Annotated in this window: 14 protein-coding genes; all 14 read right to left on the reverse strand. The window is 58.4% G+C overall.

The features are described 5' to 3' along the window. A partial coding sequence (locus I2G69_RS13180; protein ID WP_243254971.1) for a lectin like domain-containing protein occupies window positions 1-3,196 on the reverse strand: 3,196 nt, incomplete at its 3' end. A gap of 412 nt (window positions 3,197-3,608) precedes the next feature. Further along, window positions 3,609-6,869, reverse strand: coding sequence for a lectin like domain-containing protein (locus I2G69_RS13185; RefSeq protein ID WP_195560920.1), 3,261 nt, complete (start codon window positions 6,867-6,869; stop codon window positions 3,609-3,611). A gap of 433 nt (window positions 6,870-7,302) precedes the next feature. Beyond that, window positions 7,303-7,473, reverse strand: a complete 171-nt coding sequence (locus I2G69_RS13190; RefSeq protein ID WP_195560921.1) for a hypothetical protein — start codon at window positions 7,471-7,473, stop codon at window positions 7,303-7,305. 83 nt (window positions 7,474-7,556) lie between these two features. After that, entirely contained in the window at window positions 7,557-9,347 is a 1,791-nt protein-coding gene (aspS, locus tag I2G69_RS13195) for an aspartate--tRNA ligase (protein ID WP_195560922.1), read from the reverse strand. 134 nt (window positions 9,348-9,481) lie between these two features. Next, complete coding sequence (hisS, locus tag I2G69_RS13200) at window positions 9,482-10,771, reverse strand: histidine--tRNA ligase (RefSeq protein WP_191521515.1); 1,290 nt, start codon at window positions 10,769-10,771, stop codon at window positions 9,482-9,484. A 458-nt stretch (window positions 10,772-11,229) separates the two neighbouring features. Then, window positions 11,230-11,634, reverse strand: a complete 405-nt coding sequence (locus I2G69_RS13205; protein WP_054324610.1) for a methylglyoxal synthase — start codon at window positions 11,632-11,634, stop codon at window positions 11,230-11,232. Between the two features lie 35 nt (window positions 11,635-11,669). Beyond that, window positions 11,670-12,410: a P-loop NTPase gene (locus I2G69_RS13210; protein ID WP_087235106.1), complete on the reverse strand. Its 741-nt coding sequence runs from the start codon at window positions 12,408-12,410 to the stop codon at window positions 11,670-11,672. 132 nt (window positions 12,411-12,542) lie between these two features. Continuing rightward, complete coding sequence (locus tag I2G69_RS13215) at window positions 12,543-14,708, reverse strand: penicillin-binding transpeptidase domain-containing protein (protein ID WP_087235105.1); 2,166 nt, start codon at window positions 14,706-14,708, stop codon at window positions 12,543-12,545. Between the two features lie 269 nt (window positions 14,709-14,977). Continuing rightward, window positions 14,978-15,490 carry a rod shape-determining protein MreD gene (gene mreD / locus I2G69_RS13220; RefSeq protein WP_207738232.1) on the reverse strand — a complete coding sequence of 171 codons (513 nt, stop codon included), beginning with the start codon at window positions 15,488-15,490 and terminating at the stop codon, window positions 14,978-14,980. Continuing rightward, entirely contained in the window at window positions 15,490-16,446 is a 957-nt protein-coding gene (gene mreC / locus I2G69_RS13225; RefSeq protein ID WP_087235103.1) for a rod shape-determining protein MreC, read from the reverse strand. Before mreC ends, mreD begins: the two co-directional genes overlap by 1 nt. A gap of 257 nt (window positions 16,447-16,703) precedes the next feature. Further along, window positions 16,704-17,717, reverse strand: a complete 1,014-nt coding sequence (locus I2G69_RS13230; RefSeq protein WP_087235102.1) for a rod shape-determining protein — start codon at window positions 17,715-17,717, stop codon at window positions 16,704-16,706. A 221-nt stretch (window positions 17,718-17,938) separates the two neighbouring features. Further along, window positions 17,939-18,493 (reverse strand): Maf family protein, encoded by a 555-nt coding sequence (locus tag I2G69_RS13235; RefSeq protein WP_087235101.1) that lies wholly within the window; start codon window positions 18,491-18,493, stop codon window positions 17,939-17,941. A gap of 4 nt (window positions 18,494-18,497) precedes the next feature. Beyond that, window positions 18,498-18,764, reverse strand: coding sequence for a DUF4321 domain-containing protein (locus tag I2G69_RS13240; protein WP_087235100.1), 267 nt, complete (start codon window positions 18,762-18,764; stop codon window positions 18,498-18,500). A gap of 12 nt (window positions 18,765-18,776) precedes the next feature. After that, complete coding sequence (gene dut, locus I2G69_RS13245; RefSeq protein ID WP_087235099.1) at window positions 18,777-19,217, reverse strand: dUTP diphosphatase; 441 nt, start codon at window positions 19,215-19,217, stop codon at window positions 18,777-18,779. Window positions 19,218-19,226 lie beyond the last annotated feature (9 nt).

Below are 19,226 nucleotides of genomic sequence, written 5' to 3' on the forward strand. Positions count from 1 at the left end.
CGCACTGGAGAACCGGCGCTTCGCCCGGCATCTGCGTGTAGACGCCCGTGCTCTGGCCCGGCGTTCCGATCGCATAGACGCGGAAGTAGTAGTCGTTGCCAACCTTCGCCACATACTGCGTCTTGAGCACGCTGCCGTTGCCAACTGTGAAGCTCGGCGTTGCCGTGCTGCCGTTGACGACCGTCATCTTGAAGCAGTACGCACTGCCTCTCTTCAGGGTGAAGTTGACCGTCGTGTCGGAAACCACGGATTTCGCCGCGGTCACTACGGATGCGGAGGAGGTCACAACCGCCGTTCCTTCGCCCGCATAGACATTTCCGGCAGAAGTATTCGAAGAGCTGGAGCCCTTGTTCCCGCTGGAGGAATTGCCGCCGGAAGGCTTGCCTGCGTTCTCGATGGCAACTTCAAGCTCTTCGACGAGTGCATCGACCTCTTCCTGCGTGGCCAGATCGTTCGCGAGCAATGCGATTGCCTGCGTTCTGAGCGCCTTAACGGTGGCATCCGTGCTGTCCGCCGTCTCTGCAATCAGGTCTTCCAGCTTGCTCTTATCCGGGATCAAGCGGATTTCTGCCATCGCGACAGAAAGTCGGCTGGTCATTGTCTCAACATCCGCCTGGGACGGATCTTCCTGCGCGACCAATTCCTTGGCCTCTGCCAGGACATCCACAAAGGTATCCCATGCATCGTTCTGGATGTATTCGCTTGCTTCATAGGTATCTGCCACTTCGATCAAATGCAGCAGGCTGCCCAGATCGGCGCCGAGTTCCAGGTTGTTGAGTGCATTAACCAGCTCATCCGCCATTGCGTCGATGTCTTCCTGCAGGGAATCCTGCGCGTCATACATCGCCTGGGCCTCTTCCTTCACCGCCATCAGCGCTTCCCAAGAAGCCGATGTGTAGCTGGCCTGGTCAAGGCTGTCACAGGTATCCAGCAGGAGCTTCAGGAACGTCATATCGCCGTTCTTGAACTGCAGGTACTGGATGGCGTTCAACAATTCGCTCCAAGCGTTGTCGATCGTTGCCTGATCCGCCGTTGCGCTTTCTGCAACTTCTTCTGCATTGGCAATGGCTGCATCGATGGCTTCTCTGACGTCGCTCAAAGCGGCATTGTATTCGTCGCTGCCCTGCAATTCTTTCGCAATTTCCAGCGTAGCGTTCAACGTGAGCTTATTAACGATGGTAAAATCAAAATCGAGCATCTGGTCTTCGTCGCCCATGGTTACGGCATAGGTGTAAAGATCCTTTTCATAATCGTCCTGTGCCTCGCCATTGACGGAAACGCCCGCGATTTCACGGCCGTCGTATGCCGGAGCAAAGGACAGGGTGATTTCTTCGCCAGGAACAACGCTGCCCATATAGGCGCCTGTTGCGTCCAGGATCGCCTCTGCATAGCCGTCCACTTCCATGGTGACAGCCGGCGTGTAAACCACCGACAAGGTCTTGCCCGCTGCCGGCGTGATTGCGCCCTCTTCATTGCCTTCCGTGGTGAACGCCTTGAGGCAAACATTGCCGAGCGCGCCCCACATATCGCCGTCAAAGTCGCCGGCGACCTGGATGTTTACGCCGCTGGTACCGGGCTTATCCTGCAGGTCTTCTGCGGAAGAGCTGCCCGCCACTCTCTTGACATGCGCGGTATAGTTGGTGCCGACCTCTTCCAGATCGAGCCAATCTTCGCCGTTTACATTGACAAAGCTTTCGCCTTCCTCAATATTGGCAACGCAACGGACGTTGTCGAAGTTGCCGTTCATTTCCGTTGCAACCGGGAACGCTCTGCCGAGCGGGTTTTCCATGGTGACAACAATCGAGTACTTTTCACCCTCTGCGAGGTTGACCCACTGGTCTTCGTCCAGATAGATGGTGTGGTAGCCCGGATATGCTTCCGTGCCCGTGATGGGTTCCTTATAAGCCTTTGCCTCGCCGATCGGGGAGCCGCCATCCTCCGGAAGCTGCGTATAAACCTGGATAGAATACTGTGCATTTGCATCCGTGGTGTAGAAGGAAACCGCCTTCAAGGTCTCGTCGCTGGTCGCTGTAAAGACGTTCGCCATGGAAACCGGCGCATTCATCTCTTCCCCGCCAACGGACATGCTCCAACCGGTGCCGTCATACTGATACAGATGGTCGTAAGCCTCCGCGCTGTCCGGAGTCGTGTCCAAAACATACTGCATGACCTCGGTGATGCTGCCCTCGTCATAGGACATATAGAACAGGCCGTCATACTGGTCTCTGCCCCAGCTGTTCCGGATCAGCCAAGCGCCATCGTGCTCCGGCGTGCCGTAGCCGCTGGAGAACAGCTCCTTCGGGATATTATCGTCCCAGCCGACGATCTGCACCGCATGGTTGCAGTCGCCAAAATTGGGGCCGCCAAACTGGGTCTTCACAGGCGTCCCATTATAGTCCACATAGTTGTAAGCTCTGGAATTATAGGAGATTCCCAGGCTTCCGCCTGCCAGCAATGCCTTTTTCACCGCTGTGCCGTCCAGGTTGCCGTCGGCGTCGCGGGTCGGCAGATAGTTGGTCTCCTCCAAGCGGTACTCCTGGTCAAACTGGATGGACGGGTCCAGATCCTCGTATTTGTCCGCTTCCGCAGAACCGGTCGATTCCGGATAGGGGAGCGTTTCCTCCAGCACCGGGCCTACGCCTCTTGCGAGGGTCGACGTTGCGATAAAGGTGTTTCCGCCCAAGCGGTACTCCTGGAATTTCACATCCACGTCCGACTCATTGTACTCAAACGGGCGGTAGCTATCCCCGTCCGTTCCGTCGGCCGGATCGTCCGGGTTGGCGCGGCCATGGTAAGCAAAGTATGCCAGATGGATCGGCGAGAATACAGGCGCATCCTCACCCATTTCGTCAAACAGGTTGGACGCCATCGCGCCGGTGCCGCTGAAGGCCCAGCAGGTGCCCCAGCCGCCCTGGTTGCGCACCTCCGCGGTAACCGTGCCCGCTTCTACTGCGTTATACGCGGCAGGCAGTTCGTCGGTGGCCGCACGTGCGCGCAGCATCGTCCTTGCCGACGGCGCAGCGTTCTGCATGTACGACAGGTCCATATTGGGCGAGACATACGACGACATGGTTTTCCCCATGACCGCCCCTTCCTCCGGCCCCTTGCTGGCGGCGGCTGCCGTAGTCCCAGCAAAGGAGGCTCCCAGCATGGAACATGCCAACAACACAGATAGGACTTTGTTCGCTGACTTCATAAACTCAACCTCTCTTCAATAAAAAATTTGAGAAAAACGTGTCAAAATACGTTTTTTCAGTTCCTGATTTGTCTATAAAATTGATGATACTACTGTAAAAAAAGGATGTCAAGATTGAACCATCCTCATTTTGCATCTAACCAAAACAGACCTTGCATCACAGGTTCGATTATCTTGCGAATTCTGCGAGAATTTTCCAATTTTTTCTTATATTTTAAAAGTATCTTTTTCCCTCTTGCATTTTTCTGTCATTTTGCCGATTTAATGCAATAAACTTCATGCAAAAACACAAGTGTTTTTTTTAAAAAAACTATGTAAATCATCTAAAGAAAGAGGGAGGTCCCCGGGATACCCGGAGACCCCATTGCCTCAAAAATATTGCTAGACCGTTCTATTGTATCCCGAAACGAGCTTATCCAATGGTAACTGCACACTGGAGAACCGGCGCTTCGCCCGGCATCTGCGTGTAGACGCCCGTGCTCTGGCCCGGCGTTCCGATCGCATAGACGCGGAAGTAGTAGTCGTTGCCAACCTTCGCCACATACTGCGTCTTGAGCACGCTGCCGTTGCCAACTGTGAAGCTCGGCGTTGCCGTGCTGCCGTTGACGACTGTCATCTTGAAACAGTATGCGCTGCCTCTCTTCAAAACAAACGGCGCTGTTGTATCGGAAACCACGGATTTCGCCGCCGTCACTACGGATGCGGAGGAGGTCACAACCGCTGTGCCTTCGCCCGCATAGACATTTCCGCCAGAAGTATTCGAAGAGCTGGAGCCCTTGTTCCCACTGGAGGAATTGCCGCCGGAGGGCTTGCCTGCGTTCTCGATGGCAACTTCAAGCTCTTCGACGAGTGCGTCAACCTCTTCCTGCGTGGCCAGATCGTTCGCGAGCAATGCGATTGCCTGCGTCCTGAGCGCCTTAACGGTGGCATCCGTGCTGCCCGCCGTCTCTGCAATCAGGTCTTCCAGCTTGCTCTTATCCGGCACCAAGCGGATCTCCGCCATTGCCGTGCTCAGCTCGACGATCATCGCGGTGACGTCTTCCTGGGAAGGATCGGTGGAGGCAAGCAACGCCTCTGCCTTCTCCAAAGCTGCCTCAAAGGTATCCCATGCATCGTTTTGGATATAATCGTCCGCCGCATAGCCATTGGCCGTATCGACCAACGCCTGGAGCTGATCCAACGCGGTGGCCGGCTCCAATGCATTCAGCGCATCCGCCAAAGCCTGCGTCATCTCGTCGATGTCCTGCTGCAGGGAATCCTGCGCATCGACCATTGCCTGGGCCTCGTCCCTCACGGCGACCATTGCATCCCAGGAAGCCTGCGTGAAGTCTTCCTTCTGCAACGAATTGGCCAGATCCAGGACGGCCTGCAGGCCAGCCATGTTTCCATTCTGGAACTGCAATGCCTGTACGGCATCAAACAGGAGGTTCCAAGCATCGTCGATTTCCTCCTGGGTCGCGGTTGTGCTCGCTGCGACCTCTTCGCCGTTGGCGATCGCCTTATCGAGCGCCTCCTGCACGTCGCTCAACGCTGCTTCGTATTCATCGCTCTTCTGGGCTTCTTTTGCCAGCTGCAATGCCGCGTTCAAAGTGATCTTGTTGACCACGCTGAATTCGATGTCCACCGCCATGTTCTCTTCGCCCATGGTCAGGCTATAGGTGAACAGGTTCTTATCAAAGTCCTCGACCGCTTCGCCGTTGACCGTAACGCCGGTGATCTCCCTGCCGGGAACAACGGGTGCGAAGGACAGGGTCAGTTCTTCGCCGGGAACCACCTTGCCGATGTACGTGCCAGCCGTGTTGACTACGTCATCCGCTGCCCCGCTGACCTGCATCGTGACCGTCGGGTCATAGGTGATGGTGAGCAGCTTCGCCTCTGCCGGGGTAACCGCGTCTTCGTCGTTCCCCTCGGTGGTGAACGCCTTCAGGCAGACATTTGCCAGATTATCCCACACATCGCCGTCGAAGTCGCCGGCGACTTCGATGTTCACGCCGCTGGTGCCCGGTTCGATATTTCCGGTCCAGTCTTCCTGGTTCTGGGAGTTGGGGTCCACCCGCTTGGAGTGCGCCGTGTAGTTTTCGCCCACATCCGCCAGGTCGATCCAGCTCTTGCCGCCATCGATGCTGATAAAGCTTTGATGGTTGTCGATTGCTGCCTGCACGCGGAAGTTATCCAGCGTTGCATTCATCTCGCAGGCGACCGGGTATGCCCGGCCGAGCGGGTTCTGCATGGTGACGACAACCGCATAGTTCTCGCCTTCCTTCAGGTTGACCGGCTCGTCCAGATAGACGGTGTGGTAACCCGGATACTGCTCCGTGCCCGTCTGCGGCTCCGCATAGGCCTTGTTGCCACTGGTGGGGTTGTAATTGTTGGTATCCGTATACACCTGGATGGAATATTCCGCATTCGCATCGGTGGTGTAGAAGGAGACGGCCCGCAGGGTTTCATCGCTCGTTGCGGTGAAAATGTTGGCCATCGGGACCGCCGTGGCCTTGTCTTCCGCGCCGGCGGACATGGACCAACCGGTTCCATCGTACTGGTAGGTGTGGTCGAACTCATCCGCATCCCCTACCTGGTACTGGGAAACCTCGGTGATGGTCCCTTCGTCATAGGACATATAGAAATAACCGTGCATATAGGACCAATCGCCCCAGCTGTTGCGGATCAGCCAGCCGCCGTCGTGCTCCGGCGAATTGCCCTGTGCGTCCTGGAAATACTCCTTCGGGATGTTGTCATCCCAGCCGACGATCTGCACCGCATGGTTGCAGTCGCCGAAATCGGAACCGGTGTAATGGGTCATGATGACCTTGTTGCCATTGCCGTCGTCCCCGATCATTGCCGGCTGGTATTCCTCTTCATAGTAGAATGCCCTGGTGCCGCTGGAGTCATAGGCAACCACCAGGCTGCCGCCGTTTTCCAGCAAAGCCTTTTTAATGGCCGTGGTATCCAATTCGCCGTCCGCGTTCTTGGTCGGCAAATAGATGCTGTCGTCCAGACGGTATTCCTGCTCAAACTGGATGCTGGGGTCGAGATCCAGCCACGGCGTCTTATCCACCTCATAGAAGGGGTCCGGATACGGTGCGACCTCGTCCAAAACCGGACCTACACCTCTGGTAAAGGTGGCGGTGCTGCAGAAGGTGTTGCCGCCGCCGACATACTCCCGGTAATCATCATTGATCATGCTCTCGTCGTATTCATATGGCAGGTAGGTGTCCCCGTCCGTCTTGTCCGCCGGGTCCTCCGGGTTGGCCTTGCCATGGAAGGCAAAATAGGCCAGATGCGCCGGGGAAAGGACGGGCGTATTCTCCTGGAGTTCATCGTACAGGCTCGAAGCGATCGAACCCGTCGCGGCGAAGGCCCAGCAGGTGCCCCACCCTGCCTGGTCGCGCACCTGTGTGGTCACGCGCCCCGCATCGATCGTGTTATAGGCGGCGGGCAATTCCTCCTGCGCAGATCTGGCCGCTCTGGAAAGCATCCTCGGCTTCGCGGCAGCGTCCAACATGTAGGACGTATCCATGCCGGAATGGGAATAGCCCATGACCGCACCGGTCTCGATCTCTCCCTCCACCGGTTTGGGCTTGTCCGATGCTGCAAAGGCGGTAGTCCCGGCAAAGGACGTCGCCAGCATAGAACAGGCCAACAGCAGGGATACGATCTTGTTTCCTGTCTTCATAAACTCTACCTCGCTTTACAATTGATTTGAACAAGCCGGAATCGCAGAGGATATATACATCCGCATTCACATTTTGTTCATAGGAATGATCATACTCCGGAAACATTTCCCTGTCAAGCAAAATCGCAATCTTTTTGCATGTTTCTTTCTTTTATCCTGCATTTTATTGTCGAAATTCCCATAATACTGTAGTTTTATTTGGGAAATTCGATGGTGTGTTGCATGTGAAATTTTATTTCCTTCTTTTCCTTTATTTATTTATCGATTTATTATATTAAAACAATATTTCTTACTGTCAATTTCAGCTGCCAATAAGGGTCCTCCCCCTCCCGATATCCCGCCTTCCTGACCCGGCCCTCCCTCACTGGCTGCCCCAACAAATCCAAAAAGGCCGAAGCGGGAAAACCCACTCCGGCCCTCAAATCGTATGCACTTATGTCTGTTCGGAATGATCCACTTCCGGTTCTTCTTGCGGTTGCTGGGGAAGGACGCGCCCGGCCCCCATCCCTTGCGGCGGGCGGTCCGCACCGCGCTCCATCTCTTCCACGGCGGCACGCGCAATTTCCCGGAGAATCCTCTCCAACTCTTCATCTGTCAGATGCAATGCGCCACCTCCGCTCTTTCTTTTCGCTTAGCTCTATTATAAGAAGGAACCGCAGGAAAAATCCAGTGGAAAATCTTGCTGTTCTATTTTTGCGGTTGTGTTGCTACAACGGCAATGCCCAGCTCTTCCAACTGTTTCGCGTCCACATCGGTGGGCGCTTCCGTCATCAGGTCGCTGGAGGAAGCCACCTTCGGGAAGGCGATTACCTCGCGGATGCTGTCGCAGCCGAGCATCAGCATGACCAAACGGTCGAGGCCAAAGGCCATGCCGCCGTGCGGCGGCGCGCCGTATTTGAACGCGTCGATCAGGAAGCCAAAGCGGTGCTGCGCCTCCTCGGGCGTAAAGCCGAGCGCTTCAAACATCTTCGCCTGCAATTCCGAGTCGTTGATACGCAGGGAACCGCCGCCGACTTCGTTGCCGTCGAGCACCATATCGTAGGCCACCGCGCACACAGCGCCGGGGTCCGTCGCCAGCTTGTCGATGTCCTCCGGGCGCGGCATGGTAAAGGGATGGTGCATCGCGACCCAGCGCTGCTCCTCCTTGCTGTATTCAAACATGGGGAAGTCCGTGATCCAGAGCAGGCAGGGCTTGCTCTTGTCGATCAGGCCAAAGCGCGCGGCCAGGTTGCAGCGCAGCGCGCCCAGGGAATCCCAAACGACCTTGTTTTCGTCGCTGGCGACCAACAGGAGCACGTCGCCCGGCTCCGCGCCCATCGCGCTGCGGATGGCGGCCACTTCCTCCGGGGAGAGGAATTTCTCATAGGAGGAGGTCTCCTTCTCCGCGAGGCGCGTCCAGGCAAGCCCCTTCGCGCCATAGGCCTTGATCCATTCGGTCAATTTGTCGATCTCTTTGCGGCTGAGCGCCTCGGCCTTACCCTTGAGGTTGATGCCGCGCACAGAACCGCCGCCCGCCAGGGCGCCTGCAAACACCTTAAACTCTGTATTCCGGAGCAAATCGCTCAAATTGATTAACTCCATGCCAAAGCGCAGATCCGGCTTATCCGAACCAAAGCGGTCCATCGCCTCGTGCCAGGTCATGCGGCGGAACGGGGTCTCGATGTCGATGCCCAAAACTTCCTTATAGACGCGCTTCATAAAGCCCTCGCCGATGGCCATGACGTCGTCCTGGTCCACAAAGCTCATCTCCAGGTCGATCTGGGTGAACTCCGGCTGGCGGTCGGCGCGCAGGTCCTCGTCGCGGAAGCAGCGGGCGATCTGCATATAGCGGTCAAAACCGGAGAGCATCAGCAGCTGCTTATAGAGCTGCGGGGACTGCGGCAGCGCGAAGAAGCTGCCCGGGAACACGCGGGACGGTACCAGGTAGTCGCGCGCGCCCTCCGGCGTGGATTTGATGAGGTCCGGCGTCTCGATCTCGATAAAGCCGTTCTGGTCAAAATAGTCGTGCGCCACCTTGACGATCTTATGGCGGCCGATGATTTTGCGCTGCATGTCGGGCCTGCGCAGGTCGAGATAGCGGTATTTCAGGCGGGTATCCTCCTTGACGTTGGAGTCCTCCACGATTTCAAACGGCGGGGTCTCCGACTTTGCCAACACGCGCAGTTCCAGGACCTCCAGCTCGATGTCGCCGGTGGGCAGGTCCGGGTTCTTGGACGTGCGCTCGCGCACCGTCCCGCGCGCCAACAGCACAAACTCGGCGCGCGCCGCAAACGCCTTTTCGAAGATGGCGCGGTCCGTGCTTTCGTCAAACGCCAGCTGCACAATGCCGGTGCGGTCGCGCAGGTCGATAAAGATCAGCTGTCCCAGGTCGCGCTGGCGCTGCACCCAGCCGCAGACGACCACTTCTTTTCCAATATCCGTGCTGCGGAGCTCGCCGCAGTAGTGGGTCCGTTTCAGGCCCGTCATAAACTCTGCCATATGGCACCTCCAAAAAGATAGTCAATTCCAATGGGTACCCGCCGTTCCCCGCAGCGGGGTTGATCCGTTTTGGGAGGAAGCGCTGCTGTCCGGCAGGGCCCCTACCAAAATCGTCCGTTCCGGTCCGATGCCGGTTAAAACGCCAAGTCCTCCTGCTCCGTGGACAGGCAGACGTACTGCTCCACGAAGTCCTTGGACAGGTCGATCGTCTTCTTTTCGCCGGTCTTCATATTCTTGAGGACCGCCTTCTGGCTTGCGATTTCATCGTCGCCCAGCACCATGCTGTATTTTGCGCCGATCTTATCCGCATATTTCATCTGCGCTTTGAGGCCGCGGTCGTTCTCATCGCACGCCGCGATGATCGAATACTTGCGCAGGCTGTCGGCCAGCTTGAACGCTTCCAGGTGCGCCGCCTCACCCAGCGACGCAATAAAGATCTCACAGCGGTCCGGGGCCGGCATCTCGATGTTTTGCTTGTCCATCACCATCATCAGGCGCTCGATGCCCATGGCGAATCCCAGGCCGGGCATGGGCTGGCCGCCCATCTCTTCCACGAGGCCGTTGTAGCGGCCGCCGCCGCAGAGCGTGCTCTGGGCGCCGAGGTCCCCGCTGATGAACTCAAAGACCGTGTTCGTATAATAATCCAGGCCGCGCACAATGGTGGGGTTGACCGTGAATTCGGTCCCCACGGCGGTCAAATACTTCTGCACCGCCTCGAAATGCGCCTTGCAGTCGTCGCAGAGATAGTCCAAAATCTTCGGCGCGCCCTCTGCGATTTTGGAGCAGATCGGGCTTTTGCAATCCAGGATGCGCATGGGGTTGCGCTCCAGGCGGCCCTGGCATGTTTCGCAGAGCTGGACCTTGTACTGCGTGAAATACGCCTTGAGCGCCTTGTGGAACTCTGCGCGGCAGGTCGGGCAGCCGATGGAATTGATCTCCAGGCGCAGGTTCTTGATCCCCAGGCGGTCAAACACGCTCTTCGCCAGGCCGATGACCTCGGCGTCCGCGCTGGGGCTGTTGGAGCCAAACATCTCCACGCCGAACTGGTGGAATTCGCGCAGGCGGCCGGCCTGGGTGTTTTCATAGCGGTAACATGTGGTGAAGTAGTGCAGTTTGACCGGCAGGCCGTTGTTATAGAGCGCGTGCTCCAGCAGGGCGCGCACAACGCCCGCCGTCCCCTCCGGCCGGAGGGTGATCGAGCGCCCGCCCTTATCCTGGAAGGTGTACATCTCCTTTTGCACAACGTCGGTGGTTTCCCCTACGGAACGCTGGAACAGGCGCGTATCCTCAAAGACGGGCGTGCGGATCTCCCCGAAGCCGTGCAGGGCGGCCTCGCTGCGCATCACGTCCTCCACCACCTGCCAATTTTCGCTCTGGCCTGGCAGGATGTCCTGGGTTCCCTTTTGTGCCTTAATCAATTCCATCTGATTGCCTCCTATCGCTCTGTTCGATTTTCTGGCGGTATAAAAAGAAAACCCCCGTCCCAGTGAAAGGGACGAGGGGAAATTCCTCGCGGTGCCACCCTTTTTCAGAAGCGCCCTCCGGCGCCTCCCTCAAAGTACCCCAAACCCGGTTGCGCGTGGGGCTTGCGCGCAGCTCGCGGGTGTCTTTCGCCGGCCCTCCATTTGCAGCGCGCTCTCAGCTCTGCGCGCCTCTCTGTGGCAGGAGGCATCCGGGTACTCTTCCCGTGTCGTCGCCAATCGTTTGCATATGCACGCAAACAAAAGAAACCGTGTATACTCAACGTGATTTTACACGGTTCTGTTTGTTTTATAATTCTAAATTATAAAATTCTTTTAAAAATCCCAATTCCTTTGCCCTTTGAGGGCTTTTCCATGCTTGTCCCACCACATGGTTGGGGCAAGCGAAAAGCAGAACTGGATCAGCCCTTTGGGTTCAGGATATTGCGCCAATCGAGGTCTCCGCGCTCTAAACCGTGGATCAACACTTCCGCAGTGGCGATATTGGTTGCAACGGGGATGTTGTGCATATCGCAAAGGCGGAGCAGATTCATATCGTTGGGCTCATGCGGCTTTGGATTCAGCGGGTCCCGGAAAAACAACAGCAAGTCCACCTCGTTGCAGGCGATGCGCGCGGCGATCTGCTGGTCGCCGCCTTGGGAACCGCTCAAAAAGCGCTGGATCTCCAAACCGGTAGCCTCCGCTACCATTTTGCCCGTCGTTCCCGTGGCGCACAGGAAGTGGCGGCTGAGCACGCCGCAATAGGCAATACAAAATTGGACCATCAATTCTTTTTTGGCGTCGTGGGCGATGAGTGCGATGTTCATGTGTATCATTCCTTTCAATAAAACGCACAGGCTCCTTAAACGCGTACCGCCAAGGGCACCTGCTCCCCCTCTAGTCTGGCCGCAAGGCGGCCAAGCGCCATTGTTCCCGCACTTTTCAGCGGCGCGGGCGAACCCGAGGCTCCCGCAACAGCAAGCGCCGCATCCTCCGGGACAATCGCGATCAAACGGATCCCGGATGCGTCGATGACGGCGTCTAAATCCCGATACGCGCCAAGATTGCGGAAACTTTTGCCACTGAAACGGTTGACCACCAAACGCTGGCTGCGGACTCCCGCATATTCCAGCGCAATGCGCGTTTTATTGCAATCCCGCAGGCATACGGGGTCCGGGGTGGAAACCACCAACGCCCGCTGCGCAGACGCAACTGCACTCATAAAACCGCTGCCGACGCCGGCGGGGCAGTCGATCAGCACGTGGTCGTAATACCGGGAAAGAACGGATACCATCCGCTTCATGATCTCCGGGCTCACAATATCCTCTTCGCGCCCGGGGGCAGGCAGCAGAAAGAGCCCTTCGGCCCACTCGCATGGATAAATCGCCTGACTGGGGTCCGCCTCGCCAGCAGCCATGTCCGCGATATTGAATACCTGGCGCTCGGAAACGCCGAGCATATGATCCAATGAAGACAGGCCCGCGTCGCCGTCGATCAACAGGACACGCCTGCCGCGCCGAACCAACGCCAGCCCTAAGCCGGTGGTCAGCGTAGATTTTCCCACGCCTCCCTTTCCTGATGTGATAACCGTCACAACTCCCATGTACAAAACCTCATTTTTATATTAACACAAAATTTTGCAGGTGTCAAAAGATTTTTATTGTTCATTTTATCTATTTAAAACACGAAATCATGTTTTATCCCGGAAACCGGGGCCTTGCGCCAACAAACGGCCTCATTCGGCGGAGGCGGTCCCCTGGGAGGAGGTTTCCCCGGATGCATTTGAGGAAGCATCCCCCTCTTCGTCCGAAACAGCGCTGGACGCCGCCAGCTCTTCCGGCATGACCAGGTTTCCCTCGTCATCTACGGTTTTCCCGTAGAAATAGGCGTCCAGGATGTCACGCACCACGTTCTGGCAATAGGTGCCGGTGGAGCCGTGCTGCAGGATGACGGCCACGGCGATCTCCGGGTCGTCGTACGGCGCAAAGCCGATAAACGCCACGTTGTCCGAGCCGGGGCCCTGCGCGGTGCCGGTCTTGCCGGCGATCGGCACGGGATAGTTGCCGAGGTTCCGGTGTGCGGAGCCGCGCGAATCCGTGATGACGGCGCGCATCCCCTCTTTGACATATTCGAAGTTCTGCTCGGAAACGCCGGTCTCCGCCACAACGGTCGGGTTGTCCGGGTCGTTTTCCATCACAACTTCCTTGCGCGCATAGTCTGTGATCTTGCTGACGAGGTGGGTCTGGTAGCGCACGCCGTTGTTCGCGATGGTCGATGCATAGGTCGCCAACTGGAGCGGGGTAAACTGGTTGTCGCTCTGGCCGATCGCCGCCTGCACCACGTCGCCGCCCACCCAGGTCTTCCCGCGTTCGGCGTACTCTTCGGGGCCTGCCAAAATGCCTTCGCTCTCATTGAGCTCAACCCCGGTCTTTTCGCCCAGGCCAAACCGGCGGCAATAGAGGTTCATCGTTTCGATGCCGGTGTAATAGCCGGTTTCAAAGAAGAAGATGTTGCACGATTCGGCCAGCGCGCGGCGCAGCGAAAGGGTCCCGTGCGTGCCCAAGCAGCGCGGCGTAAAGCCGACGTCTGCAAAGCGCTGGTACGTGTGCGTGCAGCGGAACGTCGTATTGTTGGTGATCACGCCCTCCTGCAGGGCTGCGCAGGCCACCGCCGGCTTGAAGCAGGAGCCGGGCGTAAAGATGCCTGTAAAGGCCTGGTTCACCAGGGGATGGTTCTCGTTTGTCAAAACCTGGTTTTTATAGTCGTTGTCGTACGTATATTTCTCCAGGTCGTAATTCTCATTGCCGGCGGCTGCCAACACCGCGTTGTCCTTGACCCGCAAAACCACCGCCGCGCCAATCGTACAATCCTGGCCGTTCCAGCCGCCCTTGGTGCTGGTCAGCCGTTCGCCGTTTTCCCGCGCGGCCTGCACATTCTGTTCCAGCGAAACCTGCGCCACCCGCTGGAGGTTGCTGTCCAGGGTGAGGAACACGGTATTGCCGGACTTCGGCGCTTTGATGACCGTCTCAGAGGCAACGCCGCCACGGCTGGTGGTCTCCACCTGCTTTTCGCCCGCTTCGCCGCGCAGCTCGTCCTCAAAGGCGTACTCGATGCCGCTCTGCCCCATCCGGTCGTTAAAGGCATAGCCCTCGTCCTTGCGCTCGTCGTACTGCTCCTGGGAGAGCGGGCCCATGGTGCCGATCAGCTGCGCCGCGAGATCCCCTCCCGGGTAGGTGCGCGCCGTGGTGATCTTGATGCTCGCGCCGGGGAGGAGCTGGGTGTTTTCGCTGACAATGCCCACCGTGTCCCCGGAGACGTCCGGCGCAAAGATGTACGGCGTCGAAGAGTTGAAGCCCGCCTTTGTCATCCCGTAGCGCACGGAGGCGATGTTCCGGATCTCCTCCTTGGGGAGGGTGGCGTCGATTTCATATTTCTCGATCAGCGCATTCATGCAGTCGTCCGCCGTCGCGTACGAATTCAAAGCGGCAAAATCCTTGCCCTTTAAGCGCTCCACTTCGCTCTCAGAGTCCGGCATGAACGCATAGTTGCCCTCGCTGTCGATCAAAATCGGCAGCTCGTCCGTCCATTCCTCGCCGCGGCTGTTCAGCAGATTGGTCAGCAGGCGGATGGTCTCGTTCTCCGTGCCATAGGTCATGTACGGGCGCTCAAACTGGATGGCATACCCCGTCTTATTGGCCGCCAGGGGGTTCCCCGCGGCGTCGACGATCTCGCCGCGCGCAGCATCCATCGTGACAATGGACGCGCTGGTCGAATCCGCCTGTTGGCGTGTATCGGCGCCGTTCAAAATCTGCCAATCCACCAGGCGCAGCGTATAAATCGCGAGGATTCCTACGATGATCCCCACCAGCGCAAAACTGCGCAGCGATGTTTTCGACTTCATGTATTTCACCTCCACACAGGTATCGAAACAGGATCCTTTGATCCTACTGTTTCAAACGGGCAGCCGCCCTCCCGGCGCCTTCTTCAAAAGGGCCGCATATAGGCAACGCCCCGGAAAGGGCACGGTCCCCGAGGACAGAAACCCTCTTTTAAGAATACCATTTCCCAGGCCGTTTTCTTCCAAACCGCCGCGATTTTTCATACCAAAGGGGCCGGGCCCATGCCTACTGGCGGACCGGCCCCTCTCCATTTTACACGCCAGCCCTGCGGCTATTCCGTTTTTGAGCGGATCTGCTGGGCCAAAGCGCGGTTGAATGCGTAACAGAGCGGCATTGTACAGAAGGAATACGCCATGCGCGGCAAGTACCGTGTGACCAGCGCATATCCGCTGTACTCGTAGCCGTAGAGCAAATAGAAAAATACCCATTGGAGGAACAAAATCCCAGCGACCGCCCCGGCCGCCAAGAGCAGGGACGTCAGGAAATTCGTCTGGATCAGATCCGCCGTGAGCAGCCCCACCCCGTAACAGGCGGCCGCCAGCAGCAGGCCGTGGAAACCCAAAACGCCCCCCATGCCGATGTCCAGGAACAGGCCGCACAGAAGGCCAAAGGCGATCCCCGCCAGCTCGCTCTCAAACATCGCGATGGAAATCGCCGCAGGGATCAGCAGCACCGGCCGCGCCCCGCCGATTTCCGGCAGAAGGCCGGGGGTCTCCTGCACCATGTACAAAATTAAGATTTCGATCGTATAGGCAAAATACCGGATGATCTTATAACGGTCCATCACTGGCCCTCCGAAGCGGAGCTGGTGCCAAAGGCTTCGTCCAGCGCCTGCCCTTGCCCCTCGAATTCGGTGATCACCATCACGTCGCGCACGGAATTGACGTCTACAAACGGCCGGACCTCCGCATAGAGCGAGACATCATACTCCTCGTTCTGCACGGAAACCACCTCGCCGATGGCAAGGCCGCTCGGATAGACGCCGCCCAGCCCGCTGGTGGTGACAATGTCGCCCGCCTTTGCCGGGGTATCCGCCGCCAGGTAGCCCAACTTGACCAACCCTTCCTCGGCCAGCTTGATATCGGTGCTCACCACGCCGCTGTCCCGGCGCAGGGTGGGCTCCGTCTCATCGATGGAAGGCAACGCCCCGACGGAATCCTTCACGGGGGTCCCGCTTTCCTCTTCCGTCGTCACAAGCGCGGCGATTTTGGTATCCGGTGAGAGCAGGGTGGTCACCTGGCTGTAGTTTGCGTTTACCGCGGAAATAAAGCCCACCACGCCCGCGTCCGTAATGACCGGGTCGTTCTTCGAGATGCCGTCGTTTGTGCCCTTGTCGATGGTAAATTTATACAGCACATTGGGGTCCCGCCCGATGACCGCCGCCGGTACGGGCTTGAAGTCGCGGTTTTCATCCTTCAATTCCAGGTATTTCCGCAGCTGTGCGTTCTCAATCCGGTACTGGTCATAGTTGACCAGCTTTGCCTGCAACTCTTCGATCTCCTTTTTGAGGGCGGCGTTTTCCTCCAGGAGCTCTTCTTTCGAGTAAGTAAGGGGTTCTGCCGCAACCGCGGCATTGTTGGTGATAATCGTACTCACGCGCTGCATCGGGGTCGCCACCAGACCCAGCGCATTCGCCACGACCGACCCTCCCTGGGTGGCCGTGAACAGCATCAGCGCCAGCATGACAAATACCACCGCCAGCAGCACTTTTGCACTTGTGCCGTGCATAAAGTCTCTCATCTTGCGAACACCTCCCGTTGTTTTTTGAAAGAAAAAGGCCGTTGCAAAAATCACGGGCGCACAAAGCACGCCCGTGATCGATCGTTTGGTCCCTCTCCGTGTATGGAAAGTCCCTCACAAATCCCGGGGCCTTCCCTCAAAAATCCGGTCCAATCCGGCGGCAGAAACGAAACGCCGTCCCCACCCTTCGATGGCCGGATCAAAATTCTGTTCTCTCTGCGCTTCCACGCCGGGAAGCGCCAAGGCTTCGCAGCCGCTTATCTGCGGGCCTTGTAATAGGACGACGGCATGGTGACCTCCAGGCGCTTGCCGGTGCCGTCCACCACACAGTCCAGCGGGCTATCCGCCACATGGACGGGCATGCCCGTCTCCTGCTCCACCAGCTGGTCCAGGCCGCGCAGCAGCGCGCCGCCGCCGGTCAGCATGATGCCGTGGTCGATGATGTCCGCCGAAAGCTCCGGCGGGGTCTTTTCCAGCGTGCTCTTGATCGCGTCCACGATGGTCGCGAGCGGGTCGGAGAGCGCTTCGCGCACTTCCTCCGCGCTGATCGTCACGTTCTTGGGCAGGCCGTCCACCAGGTTGCGCCCCTTGATCTCGACGGACGCGCGGTCCTCTTCGCTGCCGGTCGGGAACGCCGAACCGATGGCGATCTTGATCTCCTCCGCGGTGCGCTCGCCGATCAGGAGGTTGTATTTCTTCTTGACATAGGAAATAATAGCCTCGTCGAATTTATCGCCCGCCACGCGCACGGAGCAGGAGGTGACGATATCCCCCAGGGAGATCACAGCGACTTCCGCTGTGCCGCCGCCGATATCCACCACCATGCTGCCGGTCGGGTCCGCCACGGGCAGGCCCGCGCCGATCGCCGCGGCCATGGGCTCTTCGATCAGCTCCACCTGGCTGGCGCCGGCCTGGCGCGCTGCGTCCTCAACGGCGCGGCGCTCCACCTCCGTGACGCCGGAGGGGATGCACACCACGATGTGCGGGCGGCTGAACGCGGTGGATTTCACCGCTTTTTTGATAAAGTGCTTGAGCATGGTCGCGGTGATGTCGAAGTCCGCAATCACGCCGTCCTTGAGCGGGCGCACGGCGACAATGGAGCCGGGCGTGCGGCCAATCATATCCTTTGCATGGGACCCGACCGCCAACACCGTGTCAGTACGGACGTCCACAGCGACAACAGAGGGCTCGCGCATCACGATGCCCTTCCCCTTCATATATACAAGCGTATTGGCGGTGCCGAGATCAATTCCGATATCCTTAGAAAACATGGCCAACATTCCCCTTTCAAACAACACCCACAACCGGGTTTTCATCCAGCGGCGCGCTGTACGGTTTTTCTATGAGTAAACCCATCCGCTCCGCGCTTATGCAGGGCACGGGTATTTTACATAAACTTTATTATACCCGCTGGTATGCCAATTCTCAACAGAAAAATTGTGAACAAATAAACTTTGGCAAATTCCACATTTTGCCATGAAGAAAACCGCCTTTAAACGGCAAAAGTCCGCAGAATTCGCGCCACGCGCGCGACCGGCAGGCCCACCACATTGTAGTAATCGCCGCGGATCCCCTGCACCAGCAGGGCGCCTTTGCCCTGGATGCCGTACGCGCCCGCCTTGTCCATGGGTTCCCCGGTGGCGACATAGGCCTGGATTTCCTCCTCCGCGAGCGGGTAGAACGTCACTTCGGTCCGCTCCGCCCCCACCTCGCAGCGCCCGTCCGCGAGCACGCAAAAGCCGGTGAACACCTCGTGCGTCTTGCCGGAGAGCAGCCGGAGCATGTCCGCCGCGTGTGCGGGGGTCTTGGGCTTCCCGAGGATGGCGCCGCCCAGCGCGACCACGGTATCCGCCCCCAGCACGACCGCGCCCGGGTGCTGCGCAAAGCACGCCTCCGCCTTGCGCCGGGCCAACAGGCGCACCGCCTCCTCAGGCGGGGTGCCGTCCGCAAAGCGTTCGTCCGCATTGGCCGGCGCGGTTGTATAAGGAATCCCCGCCAGGTCCAAAAGCTCGCGCCTGCGCGGGGAAGCGGATGCAAGGTACAGCATGGGATCACTCCTTTATATGGATTCTCGTGTACCCCAGGATCGCGGCCAGCAGCAAAATCGCCTGCGCCACGTTGACCTGGATGGACAGCCCAAAGGTCAATTTCAAGATGGCGAGGTCCAGCGTGACGGGTTCCAGGCCAAAGCCGGTGCTCATGCCCAGCCAGGAGAGGAACGAAACGCCCTGTACCGCCGAACCGATCACGCTGCCCAACACAATGGCCAACAATAGCAGCACAATGAGCAGCAGGCCGCGAATCAATGTCTTTTTCATCGCCGCGCCCCTTTACCGGCCGGTGGAACCGAAGCCGCCTGCACCGCGCTCCGTCTCGCCCAGGTCGTCCGTCTCCTCCAGAGGGAGGTTCAACACCGGCATCAGCACCATCTGCGCAATCCGCTCGTTCGGCTCGATGGTGTACGGCTCCCCGCCCACATTGCACAGGCCGACGCAGATTTCGCCGCGGTAGTCGCTGTCGATCACGCCGACCGCGTTGGAGAGCGACACGCCGTGCTTAATCCCCAGCCCGCTGCGGGCAAAGATCAGAGCGACCATGTTTTCGTCGGGCAGGGCGATCGCCAGGCCCGTCGGGATACGCACCAGCTCGCGCGGCGCGATGGTCACCGGGGACGGGATGCAGGCGTGCAAATCCATCCCCGCCGCGCCCGCGCTGGCGCGCTCCGGCAGGATTGCATTTTCATTCAAGCGTTTGATTTTCAAAGATTTCATAACCAACGT

This window comes from Anaeromassilibacillus sp. D41t1_190614_C2 (genome assembly GCF_015558525.1).
GTDB classification, from domain to species: Bacteria; Bacillota; Clostridia; order Oscillospirales; family Acutalibacteraceae; genus Anaeromassilibacillus; species Anaeromassilibacillus stercoravium.

Excerpts from the sequence above, each read along its gene's own strand:
- I2G69_RS13185 (WP_195560920.1), bottom strand. The coding sequence starts at position 6,869 with ATGAAGACAGGAAACAAGATCGTATCCCTGCTGTTGGCCTGTTCTATG.
- aspS (WP_195560922.1), bottom strand. The coding sequence starts at position 9,347 with ATGGCAGAGTTTATGACGGGCCTGAAACGGACCCACTACTGCGGCGAG.
- hisS (WP_191521515.1), bottom strand. The coding sequence starts at position 10,771 with ATGGAATTGATTAAGGCACAAAAGGGAACCCAGGACATCCTGCCAGGC.
- I2G69_RS13205 (WP_054324610.1), bottom strand. The coding sequence starts at position 11,634 with ATGAACATCGCACTCATCGCCCACGACGCCAAAAAAGAATTGATGGTC.
- I2G69_RS13210 (WP_087235106.1), bottom strand. The coding sequence starts at position 12,410 with ATGGGAGTTGTGACGGTTATCACATCAGGAAAGGGAGGCGTGGGAAAA.
- I2G69_RS13215 (WP_087235105.1), bottom strand. The coding sequence starts at position 14,708 with ATGAAGTCGAAAACATCGCTGCGCAGTTTTGCGCTGGTGGGGATCATC.
- mreD (WP_207738232.1), bottom strand. The coding sequence starts at position 15,490 with ATGGACCGTTATAAGATCATCCGGTATTTTGCCTATACGATCGAAATC.
- mreC (WP_087235103.1), bottom strand. The coding sequence starts at position 16,446 with ATGAGAGACTTTATGCACGGCACAAGTGCAAAAGTGCTGCTGGCGGTG.
- I2G69_RS13230 (WP_087235102.1), bottom strand. The coding sequence starts at position 17,717 with ATGTTTTCTAAGGATATCGGAATTGATCTCGGCACCGCCAATACGCTT.
- I2G69_RS13235 (WP_087235101.1), bottom strand. The coding sequence starts at position 18,493 with ATGCTGTACCTTGCATCCGCTTCCCCGCGCAGGCGCGAGCTTTTGGAC.
- I2G69_RS13240 (WP_087235100.1), bottom strand. The coding sequence starts at position 18,764 with ATGAAAAAGACATTGATTCGCGGCCTGCTGCTCATTGTGCTGCTATTG.
- dut (WP_087235099.1), bottom strand. The coding sequence starts at position 19,217 with ATGAAATCTTTGAAAATCAAACGCTTGAATGAAAATGCAATCCTGCCG.